Origin of the sequence: Enterobacter cloacae complex sp. 277I4 (assembly GCF_050031465.1) — a bacterium.
Lineage (GTDB): Bacteria > Pseudomonadota > Gammaproteobacteria > Enterobacterales > Enterobacteriaceae > Enterobacter > Enterobacter cloacae.
Genome location: NZ_JBLGWC010000001.1, coordinates 4,055,440 through 4,076,310, shown reverse-complemented (window position 1 = coordinate 4,076,310; position 20,871 = coordinate 4,055,440). Strand labels below are relative to the sequence as shown.

The following is a 20,871-nucleotide window of genomic DNA, read 5'->3' as shown; positions in this document are numbered from 1 at the left end:
ACGCAAATCATGCTCACCCGCTTGCGAGAAATAGTCGAGAAAGTGGCCAGTGCGCCTCGTCTGAACGAGGCGCTGAATATTCTGGTCACTGACATCTGTCTTGCGATGGAAACTGAAGTCTGTTCGGTGTATCTGGCCGATCATGACCGACGTTGCTACTACCTGATGGCGACCCGTGGTTTAAAAAAACCACGCGGTCGTACCGTTACGCTCGCCTTTGATGAAGGTATCGTAGGCCTGGTGGGGCGACTGGCTGAACCCATCAACCTTGCCGACGCGCAAAAGCACCCCAGCTTTAAATACATTCCCTCCGTAAAAGAAGAGCGTTTCCGCGCCTTCCTGGGCGTACCGATCATCCAGCGTCGTCAACTGCTTGGCGTACTGGTCGTTCAGCAGCGCGAACTGCGTCAGTATGACGAAAGCGAAGAGTCTTTCCTCGTGACGCTAGCCACGCAGATGGCTGCGATCCTCTCTCAGTCTCAGCTTGCTGCCCTGTTTGGGCAGTATCGTCACACGCGTATTCGTGCGCTGCCGGCCTCGCCTGGCGTGGCGATTGCTGAAGGCTGGATGGACGCCACCCTGCCGCTGATGGAGCAGGTGTACGAAGCCTCAACGCTGGATGAAGCACTTGAGCGCGAGCGCCTCACCGCGGCGCTGGAAGAGGCAGCCAACGAATTTCGGCGTTACAGCAAACGCTTTGCCGCCGGGGCGCAAAAAGAGACGGCGGCCATTTTTGACCTCTATTCGCACCTGCTCTCCGATGCGCGTCTGCGCCGTGAGCTTTTTGCCGAGGTTGATAAAGGTGCCGTAGCGGAATGGGCCGTTAAAAAGGTCATCGAAAAATTTGCGGAGCAATTTGCCGCACTGACAGACGGTTACCTGAAAGAGCGTGCGGGAGATCTACGTACACTCGGTCAGCGTCTGCTGTTCCACCTTGATGACACGATCCAGTGGCCGAATGCCTGGCCAAAACGCTTTGTGCTGGTTGCCGATGAACTGTCCGCGACCACGCTGGCGGAGCTGCCGCAGGACAGGCTGGCAGGTGTGGTCGTGCGCGATGGCGCAGCTAACTCCCATGCGGCTATTATGGTTCGTGCCCTGGGCATCCCCACCGTTATGGGGGCCGATATTCAGCCCTCGGTGCTGCACCGACGCACGCTGGTGGTTGATGGCTATCGCGGTGAGCTCCTGGTCGATCCTGAGCCGGTCCTGCTCCAGGAATACCAGCGCCTTATCAGTGAGGAGAATGAATTAAGCAAGCTGGCGGAAGATGACGTCGACCTGCCTGCACAACTCAAAAGCGGCGAGCGCATCAAAGTTATGCTCAACGCAGGGTTAAGCCCCGAGCATGAAGAGAAGCTCGGCAGCCGCATTGATGGCATCGGCTTATATCGCACTGAAATCCCGTTCATGCTGCAAAGCGGCTTTCCCTCAGAAGAGGAACAGGTTGCGCAGTATCAGGGCATGTTGCAGATGTTTAACGACAAGCCGGTTACCCTGCGTACCCTGGACGTTGGGGCGGATAAACAGCTGCCGTATATGCCAATCAGTGAAGAAAACCCGTGCCTAGGCTGGCGTGGGATCCGCATTACGCTGGATCAGCCTGAGATCTTCCTGATCCAGGTGCGCGCCATGCTGCGCGCGAATGCGGCGACCGGGAACCTCAGCATCTTACTGCCTATGGTCACCAGCATCGATGAGATCGACGAAGCGCGACGGTTGATCGAACGTGCAGGCCGTGAAGTCGAAGAGATGATTGGTTACGCGATCCCCAAACCGCGGATCGGGGTGATGCTCGAAGTGCCGTCCATGGTCTTCATGCTGCCGCAGCTGGCGAACCGGGTGGATTTTATCTCTGTCGGGACCAACGATCTGACGCAGTATATTCTGGCTGTCGATCGTAACAACACGCGTGTTGCCAGTATTTATGACAGCCTGCATCCGGCCATCATTCGGGCGCTGGCGATGATTGCCCGTGAAGCGGAACAATACGGTATCGATTTGCGGCTGTGTGGCGAAATGGCCGGGGATTCAATGTGCGTTGCGATCCTCATCGGCCTGGGGTATCGCCATCTGTCGATGAACGGCCGCGCTGTCGCACGTGTGAAGTACCTGCTGCGCCATATTGACATCGAGGATGCCCGCGAGCTGGCCGAGCGCAGTCTTGAAGCGCAGCTGGCAACGGAAGTGCGTCATCAGGTCGCCGCGTTTATGGAGCGACGCGGCATGGGCGGCCTGATCCGCGGTGGCCGCTGAAGTTTTTATCTCTCTACCTGTAGGCTGAGGGATCCACAATGATTCATAAACAGAAGCAATAACGCAGCTCTCAGAATGACCACCAGAGCTGTATGTTCCCCCTCACCCCAGCCCTCTCTCAGGTGGCGAGGGAGCCGTCCGTGCGTAATTTTTCGGTGGGGATCCCTCTGCCCCGTGGGAGAGGGCAACATCCCACACCATCCTCTATACACATCTTTTACATCTCTGGCGCATCCTCCGCGTCCGCCTTGTGCTATGATTCGCAACTTTGGAGCCTCTGCTGACTGCCGGGGCGCATCTCTACCGCTGTCCACTTTCAGCGGAATAACAACATCTTGTGGTGACAGATGAACAGTGGTTATCTGCATTTTCCGGAATTTGATCCGGTCATTTTCTCAGTAGGACCCGTTTCGCTTCACTGGTACGGTCTGATGTACCTGGTGGGCTTCATTTTTGCTATGTGGCTTGCTGGCCGTCGCGCCAGTCGTCCTGGCAGCGGCTGGACCAAAAACGAAGTCGAAAACCTGCTTTACGCGGGCTTCCTCGGTGTGTTCCTTGGTGGGCGTATTGGCTATGTCCTGTTCTATAACCTACCGGTATTCCTCAACGATCCGCTCTATCTGTTCCGCGTCTGGGACGGGGGGATGTCCTTCCATGGCGGCCTGATTGGTGTGATTCTGGTGATGGTGATTTTTGCCAAACGCACCAAACGCAACTTCTTCCAGGTATCGGATTTTATCGCGCCATTGATTCCGTTTGGTCTGGGGGCTGGTCGTCTGGGCAACTTTATCAACGGCGAGCTGTGGGGACGTGTCGACCCGAGCGTTTCCTTTACTATGCTGTTCCCGGGCTCGCGCGCGGAAGACCTGGCGCTGCTGCCGTCTCATCCTGAATGGCAATCCATTTTTGATACGTACGGCGTTCTGCCGCGTCACATGTCTCAGCTCTATGAACTGGCGCTGGAAGGCGTGGTGCTGTTTATCATCCTGAATCTGTTTATCCGCAAACCGCGCCCGATGGGGGCTGTCTCCGGCCTGTTCCTGATTGGCTACGGTGCGTTCCGTATCATCGTTGAGTTCTTCCGCCAGCCGGATGCGCAGTTCACCGGCGAGTGGGTACAGTACATCAGCATGGGGCAAATCCTCTCCATTCCGATGATCGTGGCAGGTGCCATTATGATGATTTGGGCGTATCGTCGTCGTCCACAGCAACAACTTTCCTGAGGAACCATGAAACAGTATCTTGAATTGATGAAAAAAGTGCTCGACGAGGGCACGCCGAAAAATGACCGTACCGGAACCGGCACGCTCTCCATTTTTGGCCACCAGATGCGCTTCAACCTGCAAGAAGGCTTCCCCCTGGTGACGACAAAGCGCTGCCACCTGCGCTCGATCATTCATGAACTGCTCTGGTTCCTGCAAGGCGATACCAACGTTGCCTATCTGCACGAAAACAATGTCTCTATCTGGGACGAATGGGCAGATGAAAACGGCAATCTGGGCCCGGTGTACGGCAAGCAGTGGCGTGCGTGGCCAACGCCTGATGGCCGCCATATTGACCAGATCACCACCGTGATGAACCAGCTGAAAAACGACCCGGACTCGCGCCGTATTATCGTTTCTGCCTGGAACGTGGGTGAGCTGGATAAAATGGCGCTGGCACCGTGCCATGCGTTCTTCCAGTTCTATGTGGCTGATGGCAAACTCTCCTGCCAGCTTTACCAGCGCTCTTGCGATGTCTTCCTCGGCCTGCCCTTTAACATCGCCAGCTATGCGCTGTTAGTACATATGATGGCCCAGCAGTGCGATCTGGAAGTGGGCGATTTTGTCTGGACCGGTGGGGATACGCACCTGTACAGCAACCACATGGAACAGACGCATCTCCAGCTGACCCGTGAACCGCGTGCACTGCCGAAGCTGATTATCAAACGTAAACCGGAATCGATCTTCGATTACCGCTTTGACGACTTCGAGATTGAGGGATACGACCCGCATCCGGGCATCAAAGCGCCTGTCGCAATCTGATACGGCAAATCGTTACATAACCGGCGCATTTACGCGCCGGTTTTTTTTCGTCTGTACTCTGTTTCCCGAGGCGTTATCCAGTCGGCGTGCAACGCGCTGCAACGGATAACATTCTCTGGATAACGCCTCGTAAAACCCCGAATTGCGGCTCGTCATGTTCACGGCGTTTCGCCACACTCCCGGCATGAAAAAAGAGCATGGCTTTACGCTTATCGAAACTCTGGTTGCCATTTCGCTGGTTATTATCCTCAGCGCGACAGGGCTCGCCGGCTGGGACAACTGGCAACAGCGGCAGAGGTTGTGGCAGGTCGCCTGTCAGGTCCGCGACTATCTGGTGTTTCTGCGAAACGATGCCAATCGTCACAACCGTGACCACCTGATTACGCTTCAGCAGGACGACAGAGGCGCCTGTTTGATGAGCTCTGCAGTGCAGGGCTGTGAGAACAACAGCCCGTATGTGCTCAGACCGTTGTGGCCTGACGTCGTGCTAAGGGAGGTTACGCCTTCATTAGGATTCTATGGATTAAGGGACACGGCGTGGGCAGGGCGGATACGGGTACAGAGCAGGGCAGGAGAATGGATGATTGTCGTCTCAAACGGAGGGCGTATCAGGATGTGCACTGTTGCAGGGGAAAACTCATGCCGATGAACCAGCACGGCTTCTCACTCACAGAGGTGCTGGTTGCAATGGCGATCAGCAGCATTCTGTTACTCAGCACGTCGCGTTTTTTACCGGAGCTGCAACGGGCAGTTTTGCTGCAATCCAGGGCGCAGGAGCGTGAAGAAGAGATCTGGCAACGCCTGTTCGCGATTGGCAAGCAGTTACAGCGCGCGGGGTATTGCGCGGGTAATTGTCACGGGCAGAGCCTGACCATCGGCAGGGAGGGAAGCTGTGTGATTGTCCGGTGGGATGCAAACAGTAACGGCACCTGGGACACCTCAGCATCGGATAACGAAAGTACGGGGTTTCGTCTGGAATCAGGCGCGCTGGAAACCCTGCGTGGCGCGACGGGGTGTGAAGGAAAAGGATGGGAGAAACTTACCGACCCGGCCCGGCTTATGATCCACACATTTGTGGTACGTAAACATGAGCATCCGGAATTTGCGCCAGCGTTATATCTCGAGCTGTCCGCCAGCGGGGTGAATGATAAGCACGCTGCCCCTTACCAGGCTCGCTATGGCGTGACGGGATTTAACTTGTGAGCCGCCAGCATGGGATTGCCTCACTGACGCTGGTTCTGCTGTTACTGGTGTTAGGCACACTGATCCTGACCGGCCTTAACCAGCAACTCATAACATTTACCATGCTGGTTGGCGACGAGAGCCGCGCCATCCAGCAGCAGGCAGCCACGCAGTCTGCGCTGGAGTGGGGGCGCGTTCAGCGCTGGTCGTTGCAGCCTGATGTACAGTGCAAACAGAGACAAACGCAACGTGTTTGTTTGCGTGTACTGAATGAGTCGCAGGTGTTACTCATCGCTGGAGATGGAGATCTGTTGCTCTGGCGTGGCGGGGAGATTGTCAACGGGCATATACGCTTTTTACCTCATGGCTGGAGTGATTTTTGCCCGCTAAAGGAGCGTGCGTTATGTCGGTTGCCGTAAAGAATGAAAAGGGGTTCAGCATGGTCGACGTGTTGCTGGCGATGATGCTGCTGGTGGCGATCGTAACGGCGCTGTCCGGCTATCACCGGGCGCTGGCTTCCCGCTTTGCCCTGTTTAGCCAGTATCGTCAGCTCTGGCACATCGCCTGGACGCAGTCGCAGATGGATGCTGGTGCGCTGCCAGCGGGCTGGCAGATAAACCGGATGCAGACAACGCAGTCTGGATGTGTCAGCATCACGGTTACACTTATTTCTCCTCTGGGTCGACGCGGTGAGATGACGCGTCTGCATTGCCCGGTTAGCCAGTAGTCGGGAGCGTCTATGTTAAGGGTCTACCACTCAAATCGTCTGGATGTGCTGGAAGCGCTGATGGAATTTATCGTTGAGCGTGAGCGGCTCGACGATCCGTTTGAGCCTGAAATGGTGCTGGTGCAGAGCACCGGTATGGCACAATGGCTGCAGATGTCGCTTTCCCGTAAATTTGGCATCGCGGCGAATATCGATTTTCCGCTTCCCGCGAGCTTTATCTGGGAGATGTTTGTCCGCGTGTTGCCTGACATCCCGGAGCAGAGCGCGTTTAACAAACAGAGCATGAGCTGGAAGCTGATGGCGCTTTTGCCAGATATGCTCACGCATGATGAGTTTGCCATGCTGCGCCACTACCTGCATGACGATACCGACAAACGCAAGCTGTTCCAGCTGGCATCACGTACCGCGGATCTCTATGACCAGTATTTAGTGTATCGTCCGGAATGGCTGACTCGCTGGGAGGCGGGTGAGTTGGTGGAAGGCCTTCCAGAGGCGCAGGTCTGGCAGGCGCCGCTGTGGAAAGCGCTGGTGGCGCATACCGAAAAGCTGGGTCAACCCAAGTGGCACCGTGCGAACCTCTACCAACGGTTCATCTCCATACTGGAAAATAGCACTGACCGACCGGCCCGGCTGCCCTCCCGCGTATTTATCTGCGGTATTTCCGCCTTGCCACCCGTCTATCTGGATGCGCTGAAAGCGCTCGGAAAACACACCGACATCCATATTCTCTTTACTAACCCCTGCCGCCATTACTGGGGCGACATTCAGGATGACCGGTGGCTTTCGCGGCTTGTGACGCGCCAGCGGCGACGTCTCTTTGAAGAACGCACGGTGCCCTTGTTTAAAGACTGTGCCTCTGCCGCGCAGCTTTTTGATGAGCAGGGCATTCAGAACCTGCCAAACCCGCTGCTTGCCTCTTGGGGCAAGCTGGGCCGGGACTACATTCATATGCTCTCTGATATCACCTCGTCAGGCGAAGGCGACGTGGATGCGTTTGTTGAAATCACGCCGGACAGCCTGCTGCACAATATCCAGTCCGATATTCTGGATCTGGAAAATCGCGCGGTGATGGGCGTGACGGCCGAAGAATTTGAACGCAGCGACACGAAACGGAGACTGGATCCCGACGATCGCAGTATCACGGTGCATGTTTGCCACAGTGCGCAGCGTGAAGTCGAAGTCCTGCACGATCAGTTGCTCGCCATGCTGCAGGACGATCCTGACCTGACACCGCGTGATATCGTGGTGATGGTGGCGGATATCGACAGCTACAGCCCCTTTATTCAGGCCGTTTTCGGCAGTGCGACGGGAGAGCGCTACCTGCCTTATGCCATCTCTGACCGTCGGGCTCGCCAGTCTCACCCGGCCTTGCAGGCATTCGTTACCCTGCTGTCACTGCCCGACAGCCGCTTCATTTCCGAAGATGTCCTGGCATTGCTCGATGTCCCCGTGCTGGCCGCTCGTTTCAACATTAACGAAGAGGGGTTGCGCTACCTTCGTCAGTGGGTAAACGAGTCTGGCGTACGTTGGGGGATCGATGACGACAACGTACAGGAGTTTGAGCTTCCCCCTACCGGGCAGCACACCTGGCAGTTTGGTCTGACGCGTATGCTGCTGGGGTATGCCATGGAAAGCAGCCAGGGCGAGTGGAACGAGGTCCTGCCTTATGATGAGTCCAGCGGGCTCATCGCGGAGCTTGTCGGGCATTTAGCCTCGCTGCTGATGCAGCTTAACCGCTGGCGACGTGCGCTAATGCAGCCGCGTCCGCTGGAGGAGTGGCTGCCGGTTTGCCGGGAACTGCTCAATGATTTCTTCCTGCCGGACAGTGACACGGAAGCCGCAATGGCGCTGATTGAAACACAGTGGCAGGCGATAGTCGATGAGGGGGTGAACTCCCACTATAACGAAGCGATCCCGCTTTCGCTTCTGCGGGACGAATTGACCCTGCGCCTCGATCAGGAGCGTATCAGCCAGCGCTTCCTTGCCGGGCCGATCAATATCTGCACGCTGATGCCCATGCGTTCCATTCCCTTCAAAGTGGTGTGTCTGCTTGGTATGAATGACGGTGTTTATCCGCGAGCCCTGCCGCCGCTGGGCTTTGATCTCATGAGCCCGGCACCGAAGCGGGGCGACCGTAGCCGTCGTGATGATGACCGCTACCTCTTCCTTGAGGCGCTTATTTCCGCGCAGAACAAGCTTTACATCAGTTATATCGGTCGGTCGATTCAGGACAACAGCGAGCGTTTTCCCTCTGTTCTGGTGCAGGAACTGGTGGACTATATCGGACAGAGCCACTACCTGCCGGGGGATGAAGAACGTAACTGCGATGAGAGCGACCAGCGGGTGAAAGCGCATATCACCTGTTGTCACAGCCGTATGCCGTTTGACCCGATGAACTACGTCGCCAGCGAATTGCAGAGCTATGCCCAGGAGTGGCTCCCCGCGGCGAAGAAAGAGGGGAGGGCGCATAGCGATTTCATTCAGGAGCTCGACGCGCGGCCCATTGAAACCCTGACCTTCGAACAGCTGCAGCGGTTTTGGGCGCACCCGGTACGCGCCTTCTTCCAGCAGCGGTTGCAGGTAAATTTCCGCTCGGAAGAGAGCGAAATTCCTGACGCAGAACCGTTTACGCTGGAAGGGCTGGAACGTTATCAGTTAAACCTCCAGCTGCTGAATGCGCTGGTGGAGCAGGAAGATGCTGACAAACTGTTCCGCCGCTATCGCGCTGCGGGGCAATTACCGTATGGTGCGTTTGGGGAGATCGTCTGGGAGGCGCAGTGCACAGAGATGAAGGCGCTTGCCGAGCGTGTTATCGAATGCCGACAGCCGGGAACAAGCCTTGAAATCGACCTCAACTGCAACGGTATCCAGCTGACGGGCTGGCTGACGCAGGTTCAACCGGACGGGCTGCTGCGCTGGCGGCCTTCCATGCTGAGCGTTTCACAGGGTTTGCAACTCTGGCTCGAACATCTTGTCTACAGTGCTGGCGGTAACCAGGGTGAAAGCCGGATGTTTGTACGCAAGGAGGGCGAGTGGCGTTTCCCGCCAATGGAGCCGGAGCAGGCGTTACATTACTTATCCTTGTACATTGAAGGTTATCGTCAGGGGATGAACAAGCCGCTGCTGCTGCTGCCTGAAAGTGGCGGGGCGTGGATAAAAGCCTGTTATGACGCGCAGAATGATGCGATGTTAACGGATGACGCTTCACTGCAGAAAGCGCGGAGTAAATTTGTTCAGGCCTGGGAAGGTAACATGATGGTCCGTGGTGAAGGCGATGATGTCTGGTATCAACGGTTATGGCGAACGCTTGAGCCAGAATACTTTGAGACCATCACGGAAGAGGCACAACGTTACCTGTTACCGTTGTTCAAATTTAAACAGTCCTGAGCGCTGTATAAAAATTGCGCAGTAAAGGGTGTTCATTTATGATGCACCTGCTATCACGGACTGATGTACAGAAAGAAAGAGATGCTGGCGTGTCCAGCACGAAGTTTGTTAATGATGTAGCCGTGATAAAGAGGTCGTTAATGCCAGGCAGCACCTTGTTCAAAGCGTTTGTTTTGTTTGTCGCCCTTTGGGCTCCCGTCACTCAGGCAGACTCCGGTTGGCAACCCGTTCAGGAAACTATCCGGAAGAGCGAAAAAGATACCCGTCAGTATCAGGCTGTCCGCCTTGATAACGGGATGACCGTGCTGCTGGTTTCCGATCCGCAGGCGGTGAAATCCCTCTCGGCGCTTGTGGTACCCGTTGGGTCGCTGGAAGATCCCGAAGCGCACCCGGGTCTTGCGCACTATCTGGAACATATGACGCTGATGGGGTCCAAAAAATACCCCCAGCCTGATAGCCTCTCCGAATTTCTGAAAATGCATGGCGGCAGCCACAACGCCAGTACGGCACCGTATCGGACGGCGTTTTATCTGGAAGTCGAAAATGATGCGCTGGAAGGGGCGGTGGATCGTCTCGCCGATGCCATTGCCGCACCGCTGCTGGATAAAAAATACGCTGACCGTGAACGTAATGCCGTCAATGCTGAATTGACCCTGGCCCGTACGCGAGACGGTATGCGCATGGCGCAGGTGAGCGCCGAAACCATCAACCCGGCGCACCCTGGATCCCGTTTTTCCGGGGGGAACCTCGAGACGCTGAGTGACAAACCAAACAGCCCGGTGCTTGATGCGCTGCATGCGTTTCGCGACAAATACTACTCCGCCAACCTGATGAAAGCGGTTATCTACAGCAACAAACCGTTGCCAGAACTGGCTGCCATGGCGGCGCAGACCTTTGGACGGGTACCAAATAAAAACATCGACCTGCCGCAGATAAACGTACCGGTTGTCACCGACGCGCAGAAAGGGATCGTGATCCACTACGTGCCCGCACTGCCGCGCAAGGTGTTACGCGTTGAGTTCCGCATTGATAACAATACCGCACAGTTCCGCAGTAAAACGGATGAACTGGTCACCTATCTTATTGGTAACCGTAGCCCGGGAACGCTTTCTGACTGGCTGCAAAAGCAGGGGCTGGTGGAAGGGATCCGTGCCGACTCCGATCCAGTGGTTAACGGCAACAGCGGTGTGCTGGCGATTTCCGCCACCCTGACCGACAAAGGGCTGGCGCACCGTGATGAGGTGGTCGCGGCTATCTTCAGCTATCTCTCGTTGCTGCGCGATAAAGGCGTCGATAAACGCTACTTTGACGAACTGGCACACGTGCTGGATCTCGATTTCCGCTATCCGTCCATTACCCGCGACATGGACTATGTTGAGTGGCTGGCGGATACCATGATCCGCGTGCCGGTTGAACATACCCTGGACGCGGTCAACATTGCCGACCAGTATGACGCTGAGGCGATAAAAGCGCGCCTGGCAATGATGACCCCACAGAATGCCCGCATCTGGTACATCAGCCCGAACGAGCCGCATAACAAAACGGCCTATTTCGTGGATGCCCCTTACCAGGTGGATAAAATCAGTGAGCAAACGTTCGCAAACTGGCAGAAAAAGGCCAGCGAGATCGCGTTGAAGCTGCCGGAACTGAATCCCTACATCCCGGATGATTTCTCCCTGATTAAAACCGCGAAAGCGTACCCACACCCGCAGCTTATTGTTGATGAGCCGACGTTGCGCGTGGTGTACACCCCAAGCCACTACTTCGCCAGCGAGCCAAAAGCCGATGTCAGCGTTGTTCTTCGCAACCCGAAAGCGATGGATAGCGCCAAAAATCAGGTGATGTTTGCGCTCAATGACTATCTGGCCGGTATCGCACTTGACCAGCTCAGCAACCAGGCCGCTGTAGGTGGGATCAGCTTCTCTACCAACGCCAATAACGGACTGATGGTCAATGCAAACGGCTATACCCAGCGTTTGCCTCAGCTGTTCCAGGCGTTGCTGGAGGGCTATTTCAGCTACACGCCAACGGAAGAGCAGTTTGAGCAGGCGAAGTCCTGGTATGCGCAGATGATGGATTCCGCTGAGAAAGGCAAGGCGTACGATCAGGCGATTATGCCGGCGCAGATGCTGTCGCAAATTCCTTATTTCCAGCGTGAAGATCGCCGGGCGCTGCTGCCATCCATCACATTAAAAGAGGTGTTGGCCTACCGCGACGCGCTGAAAACTAACACGCGTCCGGAGTTTCTTATCGTCGGCAACATGAGCGAGGACCAGGACAAAACGCTGGCAGAGAACGTACGTCAGCAGCTCGGTTCAAAAGGCGACGAGTGGTGCCGTAACCAGGACGTGCTGGTTGAGAAAAAACAGAATGTGATTTTTGAAAAAGCAGGTAACAGCACGGATTCCGCGCTGGCCGCCGTGTTTGTTCCTACGGGCTATGATGAATTTGCCAGCTCTGCGCAGAGTGCCGTTCTGGGGCAAATTATACAGCCGTGGTTCTACAATCAGCTGCGCACAGAAGAGCAGCTTGGCTACGCGGTCTTTGCCTTCTCCATGAACGTTGGCCGCCAGTGGGGGCTGGGTTTCCTGCTGCAGAGCAGCGATAAACAGCCCGCTTATCTCTGGCAGCGTTACCAGGCTTTCTTCCCGCAAGCGGAAGCTAAACTGCGAGCCATGAAGCCGGATGAGTTTGCCCAAATCCAGCAGGCCGTCATCGCGCAGGTGATGCAGCCGCCTCAGACGCTGGGTGAAGAAGCATCCCAACTGAGCAAAGATTTCGATCGCGGTAATCTGAAATTTGATTCGCGTGATAAAGTAGTGGCCGAGATAAAACAGCTGACGCCTCAGAAGGTTGCCGACTTCTTCCATCAGGCGGTGGTTAAACCGCAGGGAATAGCCATTCTGTCTCAGGTTTCTGGTAGCCAGAACGGAAAAACGGACTACGTTAACCCGAAAGGCTGGAAAATCTGGAAGAGCGTCAGCGCCCTGCAGCAATCTATGCCCTGGAGTAAGAAAGAATGACCGACACCGCTGAGTCCCTTGATCCCTTACGTTTACCTCTGCAGGGTGAACGATTGATTGAAGCCTCAGCGGGAACGGGAAAAACCTTCACCATTGCCGCGCTTTATCTGCGTCTGTTGCTGGGGCTTGGCGGCCAGGCCGCTTTTCCGCGTCCGTTAAGCGTGGAGGAGCTGCTGGTGGTGACCTTCACCGAGGCCGCCACCGCTGAGCTGCGCGGCCGTATCCGTGCCAATATTCATGAACTGCGTATCGCCTGTCTGCGCGAAAGCACGGATAACCCTCTCTACGCGAGCCTGCTGGCAGAGATTGCCGATAAACAGCAGGCCGCACAGTGGCTGCTTCTGGCTGAACGGCAAATGGACGAGGCCTCTGTCTTCACCATCCACGGTTTTTGCCAGCGCATGCTGAGCCTGAATGCGTTTGAATCCGGCATGCTGTTTGAACTGCAGCTTATTGAAGATGAGTCTGAGCTTCGCTACCAGGCCTGTGCTGATTTCTGGCGTCGCCACTGCTACCCGTTACAGCGGGAGATCGCCGAAGCGGTACATGCGTTGTGGAAAGGCCCTGAGGAGCTTCTGCGCGCCATTGAGCGCTATCTGCAGGGGGAGGCCCCGGTCATTAAATCTCCACCGCCTGCGGATGAAACGCTGGCCTCGCGCCATGAAAAAATCGTCGCGAAGATTGCAGCCGTTAAGCAAAAATGGATTGAGTCTGTCGGCGAGATCGACGCCATTATCGAAAACTCCGGGATCGACAGGCGCAAGTTTAACCGTGGTAATCAGGGGAAATGGATCGACAAGATCACTGCCTGGGCGCAGGAAGAGACGCGCGGTTACCAGCTCCCGGATGCGCTGGAAAAATTTTCCCGGCGTTTTCTGATTGAGCGAACCAAAGCCGATGGCATTGTTCCGGAGCACCCGCTGTTTGTTGAGATCGAAACCCTGCTGGCAGAGCCATTAACCCTTAACGACCTGATGATCACCCGCGCCATGGCGGAGATCCGTGAAGCGGTGTCGCGTGAGAAACGCCGCCGGGGTGAGCTGGGCTTTGACGATATGCTAAGTCGCCTGGACGCGGCGTTGTGCAGTGAAAATGGCGAGGCGCTTGCCGCCGCCATCCGCACGCGCTTTCCGGTGGCGATGATTGACGAATTTCAGGATACCGATCCCCAGCAGTACCGCATTTTCCGCCGCATCTGGCGACAGCAGCCTAACACGGCACTGTTGCTCATTGGCGATCCCAAACAGGCCATTTATGCCTTCCGTGGCGCGGATATTTTCACTTACATGAAAGCCCGCAGCGAGGTTGAAGCGCACTACACCCTGGACACCAACTGGCGCTCCTCGCCGGGGATGGTGGAGAGCGTCAATGCGCTCTTCAGCCGCATGGATTCGGCGTTTATGTTCAGGGAGATTCCCTTCCAGCCGGTAAAGTTCGCCGCCAGAAATGCTTCGTTGCGCTTTGAATTCAACGGCGTGAACCAGCCCGCCATGAATTTCTGGCTGCTGGACGGCGAGGGGTGCGGTGTTACGGACTATCAACATGCCATGGCTCAGCACTGCGCCGCGCAGATCCGGGACTGGCTCAGCGCAGGTACGCGCGGTGAGGCGTTGCTGTGGAAGGGGGACACATCAGCCCCGGTAAAAGCATCCGATATTACGGTGCTGGTGCGCAGCCGTCAGGAGGCGGCGCTTATCCGTGATGCCCTGACGTCACTGAACATCCCGTCCGTGTATCTCTCTAACCGCGATAGCGTCTTTGAAACGCTGGAAGCGCAGGAGATGCTGTGGCTGCTGCAGGCCGTGATGGCGCCGGAGCGGGAAAGCACCCTTCGCAGCGCGCTGGCAAGCAGCATGCTGGGACTGAACGCGCGCGATATTGATGCGCTAAATTGCGACGAAGCCGCCTGGGATGCGGTGGTCGAAGAGTTTGTGCAGTACCGCGAGCGCTGGCAAAAACGCGGCGTGATGGCGATGCTGCGTGAACTGATGAGGCAGCGTCACATTGCCGAGAATATGCTCGCCACAGTGGGCGGCGAGCGCCGTCTGACCGATATTTTGCATATCAGCGAACTGTTGCAGGAGGCGGGCACGCAGCTGGAGAGCGAGCATGCCCTGGTGCGCTGGCTGGCGCAGCAAATTGCCGATCCGAACAGTAACTCGTCGAGCCAGCAGATGCGTCTTGAGAGTGATAAGCACCTGGTGCAAATCGTCACCATTCACAAGTCGAAAGGCCTGGAGTATCCGCTGGTCTGGCTGCCTTTTATCGCCAATTATCGGGTGCAGGATCAGGCTTTTTATCACGATCGCGAGTCGTTCGAAGCGGTGCTCGATCTCAGCAAAGCAGAGTCCAGCGTAGAACTGGCCGAGGCCGAGCGCCTGGCGGAAGATTTACGCTTGCTCTATGTGGCCCTGACCCGCTCGGTCTGGCACTGCAGTCTGGGTATCGCTCCGCTATTCCGCCGCCGTGGCGAAAAGGCAGGCGAGACCGATTTTCATCTGAGCGCGCTGGGAAGGCTGATTCAGCTTGGTGAGCCAAAAGATGCTGCCGGGCTGCGTCAGTGTATTGAAACACTGTGCGGGGAACATATTGCCCTGCATATCCCGTCGCAACCCGATAACAGTCGCTGGCAGCTGCCAGAACAGCAGACAACCGACCTGCAGGCCCGGCAGATTACGCGAACCGTTGCAGACGACTGGCGCGTGACCAGCTATTCCGGTTTACAGCAGCACGGGCAGAGCATTGCGCAGGATCTGATGCCTAAGCTTGACGTGGATGCCGCAGGTACCGGCAGTGTGCCGGATGAACCGGTGCTGACCCCTCATCAATTTCCGCGCGGCGCGTCACCGGGCACGTTTTTACACAGCCTGTTTGAAGAGCTGGATTTCACGCAACCTGTCTCTGAGGAGTGGGTGCTGAAAATGTTGCAAAGCGGCGGCTACGACGCGCAATGGCAGCCGGTGCTCAGCGAATGGATCACCGCTATCCTTCACGCCCCGCTCACGGCACAGGGTATTTCGCTCAGCCAGCTGACCGCCAGAGATAAGCAGGTGGAGATGGAGTTTTATCTCCCCATCGCCAGCCCGCTAAGAGCCGAGGCACTGGATGCGCTGATCCGCGAGCACGACCCGCTATCCGCCGGTTGCCCGCCACTTAACTTCCGTCAGGTTCAGGGGATGCTGAAGGGCTTTATCGATCTGGTGTTCCGCCATGAAGGGCGTTACTACCTGTTGGATTACAAATCGAACTGGTTGGGTGAAAACAGCGAAGCCTATACCCAACAGGCGATGGCCTCTGCCATGCAGATGCATCGTTACGATCTGCAGTACCAGCTGTATACCCTTGCGCTGCATCGCTATCTGCGTCATCGCATTGCAAATTACCGCTACGAAGACCATTTTGGCGGGGTGATTTACCTCTTCCTGCGCGGGGTGGATGCCGACGATCCGCAGTCTGGTATTTTTAGTACGCGCCCGGACGCGCCACTGATTGAGAAAATGGACAGTTTATTTGCCGCAGGCACGGAGGAGTTGGCATGACGATGCAGGAATTACTGCTGGAAGCCGTAGAACAGCGTTTACTGCGCCATCTTGATGTGCAGTTCGCCATCATGGTGGCTGGCGAGCAGCCGGCCGTAATGCTGGCTGCCGCTATCCTGAGCAACGACGCGGGGGAAGGGCATGTCTGCCTGCCGCTTTCGCGCCTGACCATTGATGAGAAAATGCCTTCGGCTCTTCAGTCCTGTTTTGCCCTGCTGGGCGAGTCGGTAGACTGGCAGAGCGTTTTGCTAAGCTCTCCTGCTGTCAGCAGAGCCGATACCCAGACGCCCATGATCCTCATCGGCGACCGGTTGTACCTTAACCGGCTGTGGCGTAATGAACTGACGGTAGCGCGCTTTTTCAGCGAGACAAATGCGCCGCTTCCCTGTGAAGAAGCGCGGCTCCGGCAAACGCTGGATGCCCTGTTTACCTCAGATGAGGCGACAGACTGGCAGAAAGTGGCGGCGGCCGTCGCCTTAACGCGGCGGATCTCGGTGATCTCGGGCGGACCGGGCACGGGTAAAACCACCACCGTGGCAAAACTGCTTGCCGCGCTGATTCAGCTGTCGGGTGAGCAAAAATGCCGTATTCGCCTGGCGGCGCCCACCGGCAAAGCGGCGGCCAGGCTGACGGAGTCGTTAGGTGGCGCGCTGCAAAAACTGCCGCTCACGCAGGAACAGCTTGCGCTTTTCCCCAATGAAGCCAGCACCCTGCACCGGCTACTGGGCGCCCAGCCGGGCAGCCAGCGCCTGCGTTACCACGCCGGAAACCCGCTGCATCTTGACGTGCTGGTGGTGGATGAAGCGTCGATGATCGACCTGACGATGATGTCGCGGCTGATTGACGCCTTACCTCCCCACGCGCGCGTAATTTTCCTGGGCGATCGTGACCAGCTTGCCTCGGTGGAAGCCGGGGCCGTACTGGGCGATATCTGCACCTATGCGAGTCTTGGGTATACCGCGGAACGTGCTGAGGAGTTAGCCCGCCTCACCGGATGTTCGCTCGCAGCCGAAAGTCAGTCTCTCGCGGCGGCGCTGCGAGACAGCCTCTGTTTGCTGCAAAAAAGCTACCGGTTCGGGAGTGATTCCGGCATTGGCCAACTGGCGGCGGCCGTGAACAGAGGGGATCGGCATGCGACCAGTGCCGTTTTTGACGGCAGCTTCAGTGATATTGAGAAGAAATCGCTGCAAACCGGGGAAGAGTATCAGGCGATGCTGGATGATGCCCTGCTGGGCTATCAGCACTTCCTGACGAGCGTGCAGCAGCAACATACGCCTGCGCAGGTCATTGCCGCGTTTGGCGAATATCAGCTGCTGTGTGCGCTGAGAGAGGGGCCTTTTGGCGTCAGCGGCCTCAACGACAGGCTTGAGCAACTGCTTGCGCAAAAGCGCAAAATCACCCGCACGCCGCATTCACGCTGGTACGAAGGTCGGCCAGTGATGATCTCCCGTAACGATAGCGCGCTGGGGTTGTTTAACGGCGATATTGGCATTGCGCTTGACCGTGGACAGGGTCTACGCGTCTGGTTCCTGATGCCGGACGGAAGCGTGAAGTCTGTGCAGCCCAGTCGCTTGCCTGAACATGAAACAGCATGGGCGATGACGGTACACAAGTCCCAGGGCTCGGAGTTCAACCATGCGGCGTTGATCCTGCCCACCCAGCTTTCACCCGTGATTACCCGCGAGCTCATCTACACCGCCATCACCCGCGCGCGTCAGCGCTTGTCGCTCTATACCGACGAGCGTGTGCTGGTGCAGGCGATTGCCACCCGTACAGAACGGCGAAGCGGCCTGAGCGCGATATTTGAGTCCCTCTGAACGAGGTGAGAAAGAGAGGCCGGGTCGGCGCAACGCCACCCGGCGAAGGATCTGTTATCCCAGGTCGGCCATCAGCACCTTTGAGCGGCGTTGATAGTTGTACATCTCTTTTTTACTTTCAGGCAGCAAATCAATATCCACAGGCGTAAATCCGCGCTCCTGGAACCAGTGAATACTGCGCGTGGTCAAAACGAACAGCTTGCTCAGGCCCATCTGGCGCGCCTGAGCCGCCACGCGCTCAAGCAGCATCTCGCCGCGTGAAGAGCTGCGGTAGTCTGGATGGACGGCAACGCAGGCCATTTCGCCGATCTTCTCCTCCGGGAACGGATAGAGCGCGGCGCAGGCGATGGTCAGATTATCGCGCTGGATAATCGTAAATTTATCGATCTCCATTTCCAGCTGTTCGCGGGAACGGCGTACCAGGATCCCTTGCTGCTCCAGTGGGCGAATTAACTCCAGAATACCGCCGATATCGTTAATGGTGGCGCGGCGGATCTGCTCCGCACTCTCCATTACAATCTGGGTGCCGATACCGTCGCGGGAGAACAGCTCCTGCAGAAGAGCACCGTCTTCCTGATAGCTGATCAGGTGGCTGCGACGCACGCCGCTGCGGCAGGCTTTCACAGCACCGCGCAGGAACCGGACGGTACCAGAGTAGTAATCTCCCTCGGCTTCCAGCGCTTCCACGCGGGCCTGGGCCTCATTCGGGAAGAGCTCTGGCACGATCACCCCTTCTTCGTTCACGACGCCCTGAGAGGAGCAAAACCCAATCATTTTCTCCGCCTTCAGTTTGATCGCCAGCTGGGTGGCAATCTCTTCTGAAGTGAGGTTAAAGCTCTCGCCGGTTACGGAAACGGCCACCGGCCCCATCAGCACAATGGCACCGCTGTCCAGTTGACGATGAATGGCTTCCTCATCAATACGACGAATGCGTCCGCTGTGGCAATAGTCTACCCCGTCGTCCACGCCAAGAGGCTGAGCGATGATGAAGTTACCGCTGACGACGTTGATATGCGCCCCCTGAAGCGGCGTGTTGTTCAGGCTCATGGACAGACGCGCGGTGATATCAAGCTGCAGCAGACCCGCTGCCTGTTTCACCAGCTCAAGGGTTTTGGCATCCGTAACGCGGGTATGCTTGTGATAAATCGGCTCGTGATGGTGTGCGGCCAGGTTCGCATCGATCTGCGGACGCGCACCATACACCACCACCAGGCGGATGCCGAGGCTGTGCAGCAGGCCAATGTCATTGACGATGCTGGAAAAGTTTTCATGCTCAATGGCTTCGCCGCCGAGCATGATGACAAACGTTTTTCCCCGATGGGCGTTGATATAGGGAACAGAATGGCGGAATCCCTGGACCAGTTCGGTTCTACGTTCCTTCACCATGGCACAACCCTTAATGAATGTTTATTCGTAATTTGTGTATTTTTATTCGATTGTGGCCGCATGTGCAAGCCTAAATTTTCTGCGACCCACAGAAAATAATAAGTAATCCGTGCGTTAACGTATGATTGTTTACCCTTTTATAGATGACAGTTTATGCGTCATTCGTTAAAGTTTTCGGTCAATTTTGATGTTTTGTCTGTCAATCAGATTTCTTGCTCGGGAGAAGCATGTCGGGATCCAATTCAGCAATAAGCCGCCGCCGTTTGTTAAAAGGGGCAGGGGCGATGTGGCTGCTCAGCGTCAGCCAGGTGGGTCTTGCCGCCACAAGTCAGGTGGTGGCGGTGCGCGTCTGGCCGTCGTCAACCTATACGCGTGTGACGGTGGAATCCAATCGGGTGCTGAAATATAAGCAATTTGCCCTGAGCAACCCTGAGCGTGTGGTGGTGGATCTCGAAGGCGTTAACCTGAACTCCGTTCTGAAGGGGATGGCGGCGCAGATCCGCGGTGACGATCCGTTTATCAAATCGGCGCGCGTTGGGCAGTTTGATCCGCAAACCGTGCGCATGGTGTTTGAACTCAAGCAGAACGTGAAACCGCAGCTGTTCGCCCTTGCGCCTGTGGCATCGTTCAAAGAGCGTCTGGTGATGGATCTCTATCCGGCGAATGCAACGGACATTCAGGATCCGCTCCTGGCGTTACTGGAAGACTACAACCAGGGCAATCTGGAGAAACAGGTTCCGCCTGCGCAGAGTGGTCCGCAGCCCGGAAAAGCAGGGCGCGATCGCCCGATTGTGATCATGCTCGATCCTGGCCACGGCGGAGAAGACTCGGGTGCGGTAGGCAAATACCGGACGCGGGAAAAAGATGTGGTGTTGCAGATTGCCCGCCGTCTGAAGGCGTTAATCGATAGAGAGGGCAACATGCGCGCCTACATGACGCGTAATGAAGACGTCTTTATTCCGTTGAAAGTCCGCGTGGCAAAAGCCCAGAAGCAGCGGGCGGATCTCTTCGTCTCTATCCATGCTGATGCTTTTACCAGCCGTCAGCCGAGTGGATCGTCAGTATTTGCACTCTCGACCAAAGGGGCGACCAGTACCGCGGCGCGTTACCTCGCGGACACGCAGAACGCCTCGGATCTCATCGGTGGTGTGAGCAAAAGCGGCGACCGCTACGTTGATCACACCATGTTCGACATGGTGCAATCGCTGACCATTACCGACAGCCTGAAGTTTGGTAAAGCGGTACTGGGCAAGCTGGGGCGGGTCAATAAGCTGCACAAAAACAGCGTCGAGCAGGCCGGGTTTGCGGTGCTGAAGGCACCGGATATTCCGTCTATCCTGGTTGAAACGGCGTTTATCAGTAACGTGGAAGAGGAGCGTAAGCTCAAGACGGCCAAATTCCAGCAGGAAGTGGCTGAGTCGATTCTGGCAGGGATCCGGGCGTATTTCTCTGACGGGGCGACGCTGGCACGACGTGGATAGTGCTGAACGCCGGGTTAACCCCCGGCAAATTCACAAACGACAGATACAA

General features: G+C 56.6%; 13 protein-coding genes. 12 read left to right on the top strand and 1 reads right to left on the bottom strand.

Annotation, left to right across the window (positions count from 1 at the left end; translation table 11 throughout):
* Window positions 1-9 precede the first annotated feature (9 nt).
* The 11 genes from ptsP to recD all read left to right on the top strand — a co-directional run bounded on the left by ptsP (window position 10) and on the right by recD (window position 17,955).
* Window positions 10-2,256, top strand: a complete 2,247-nt coding sequence (gene ptsP / locus ACQG19_RS19795) for a phosphoenolpyruvate--protein phosphotransferase (protein WP_246932420.1) — start codon at window positions 10-12, stop codon at window positions 2,254-2,256.
* A 347-nt stretch (window positions 2,257-2,603) separates the two neighbouring features.
* Entirely contained in the window at window positions 2,604-3,479 is an 876-nt protein-coding gene (lgt, locus tag ACQG19_RS19790; RefSeq protein ID WP_013098551.1) for a prolipoprotein diacylglyceryl transferase, read from the top strand.
* A gap of 6 nt (window positions 3,480-3,485) precedes the next feature.
* Entirely contained in the window at window positions 3,486-4,280 is a 795-nt protein-coding gene (gene thyA / locus ACQG19_RS19785; RefSeq protein WP_013098550.1) for a thymidylate synthase, read from the top strand.
* Window positions 4,281-4,464: 184 nt separating this feature from the next.
* Entirely contained in the window at window positions 4,465-4,929 is a 465-nt protein-coding gene (locus ACQG19_RS19780; RefSeq protein WP_047351683.1) for a prepilin peptidase-dependent protein, read from the top strand.
* Window positions 4,920-5,483, top strand: a complete 564-nt coding sequence (locus tag ACQG19_RS19775; protein WP_222168927.1) for a prepilin peptidase-dependent protein — start codon at window positions 4,920-4,922, stop codon at window positions 5,481-5,483. The genes ACQG19_RS19780 and ACQG19_RS19775 overlap by 10 nt, the downstream gene beginning before the upstream one ends.
* Window positions 5,480-5,881 (top strand): DUF2509 family protein, encoded by a 402-nt coding sequence (locus tag ACQG19_RS19770; protein WP_102751621.1) that lies wholly within the window; start codon window positions 5,480-5,482, stop codon window positions 5,879-5,881. The genes ACQG19_RS19775 and ACQG19_RS19770 overlap by 4 nt, the downstream gene beginning before the upstream one ends.
* Window positions 5,866-6,189: a prepilin-type N-terminal cleavage/methylation domain-containing protein gene (locus ACQG19_RS19765; RefSeq protein ID WP_013098547.1), complete on the top strand. Its 324-nt coding sequence runs from the start codon at window positions 5,866-5,868 to the stop codon at window positions 6,187-6,189. Before ACQG19_RS19770 ends, ACQG19_RS19765 begins: the two co-directional genes overlap by 16 nt.
* 12 nt (window positions 6,190-6,201) lie before the next feature.
* Window positions 6,202-9,576 carry an exodeoxyribonuclease V subunit gamma gene (gene recC / locus ACQG19_RS19760; RefSeq protein ID WP_246932418.1) on the top strand — a complete coding sequence of 1,125 codons (3,375 nt, stop codon included), beginning with the start codon at window positions 6,202-6,204 and terminating at the stop codon, window positions 9,574-9,576.
* Between the two features lie 140 nt (window positions 9,577-9,716).
* Window positions 9,717-12,599 (top strand): pitrilysin, encoded by a 2,883-nt coding sequence (ptrA, locus tag ACQG19_RS19755; protein WP_246932417.1) that lies wholly within the window; start codon window positions 9,717-9,719, stop codon window positions 12,597-12,599.
* Complete coding sequence (gene recB / locus ACQG19_RS19750) at window positions 12,596-16,138, top strand: exodeoxyribonuclease V subunit beta (protein ID WP_246932415.1); 3,543 nt, start codon at window positions 12,596-12,598, stop codon at window positions 16,136-16,138. Before ptrA ends, recB begins: the two co-directional genes overlap by 4 nt.
* Window positions 16,135-17,955 carry an exodeoxyribonuclease V subunit alpha gene (gene recD / locus ACQG19_RS19745; RefSeq protein WP_058679594.1) on the top strand — a complete coding sequence of 607 codons (1,821 nt, stop codon included), beginning with the start codon at window positions 16,135-16,137 and terminating at the stop codon, window positions 17,953-17,955. The genes recB and recD overlap by 4 nt, the downstream gene beginning before the upstream one ends.
* Before the next feature lie 54 nt (window positions 17,956-18,009).
* Here recD and argA read toward each other — a convergent pair whose 3' ends face one another.
* On the bottom strand, window positions 18,010-19,341 hold the full coding sequence (argA, locus tag ACQG19_RS19740; protein ID WP_013098542.1) for an amino-acid N-acetyltransferase: 1,332 nt from the start codon (window positions 19,339-19,341) through the stop codon (window positions 18,010-18,012).
* Between the two features lie 227 nt (window positions 19,342-19,568).
* Between argA and amiC the strand changes: the two genes are divergently transcribed.
* Window positions 19,569-20,822 (top strand): N-acetylmuramoyl-L-alanine amidase AmiC, encoded by a 1,254-nt coding sequence (amiC, locus tag ACQG19_RS19735; protein WP_013098541.1) that lies wholly within the window; start codon window positions 19,569-19,571, stop codon window positions 20,820-20,822.
* Window positions 20,823-20,871 lie beyond the last annotated feature (49 nt).